Origin of the sequence: Sphingobium sp. 3R8, assembly GCF_020166615.1 — a bacterium.
In the GTDB taxonomy this organism is placed as follows: domain Bacteria; phylum Pseudomonadota; class Alphaproteobacteria; order Sphingomonadales; family Sphingomonadaceae; genus Sphingobium; species Sphingobium bisphenolicum.
Map to the genome: position 1 here is coordinate 1 of NZ_JAIQXR010000070.1, position 688 is coordinate 688.

1 protein-coding gene is annotated in these 688 nt (G+C 52.8%); it reads left to right on the forward strand.

Annotated features, from left to right (window positions below):
* Positions 1–462: 462 nt before the first annotated feature.
* Positions 463–688: hypothetical protein (locus tag K9B33_RS22950; RefSeq protein WP_224551427.1), on the forward strand; the 226-nt coding region annotated here is incomplete at its 3' end.

Sequence of the window (688 nt, forward strand, 5' to 3'; positions counted from 1 at the left end):
TACAGCTTTCGCTGCACGATATCATTGGCAGGCCAGATACGGGGTGCATTTAGCAGCCTGCTAAGCGGGGTACCGCCTCCGATTTGGTGCAGGCTTAGTCGATATAAAGATGTGATGATCCTATCAAAAGTAGGGACTGCGATGGAACATTTCCGCAGCGTGTTAAGAGACACGCTGTCGGCGGAACTCAGGCGGATCGTGACCGCGGACGCGGCTACTCGATCTGGCGTAGCAGCTGTCACGATCTAACGGGTGTCGCGAGTAACTGCGGCGTCGATTTTTCCTAGCGGTCAAATGCTTGCGAGGCCGAAAGTAGGTCGCTTGGCAATTCTTGCTTTTTCTCTGGTCGCCGCCATTGGTATAGGTGCTGGCCTGCATGTCCTTCGCCCGGATCCTGCCGATCGGTTGTTTCAGAACGGCACGTATGCCATTCTGCCCGATGGTTAGCAGCGTCTGAAGGGGATGGCCGTGGTCAGTGCCTGGAACGCCACGGTGCGCGCGATTTCCACATCGACGAAGTGCAATCGAAGTGGTTTTGTCTTAAAATTCGCATATTATATCGGCGGACCAAATAACTCTAACATACAGATCACCGGCGAACGCCATCTAAGTCGGCGCATTTTGATTTTTCTTGAGGACATTGATGCAGCAAATCACGCAAACGGAATTTGTGACTTGGGATGGTCTA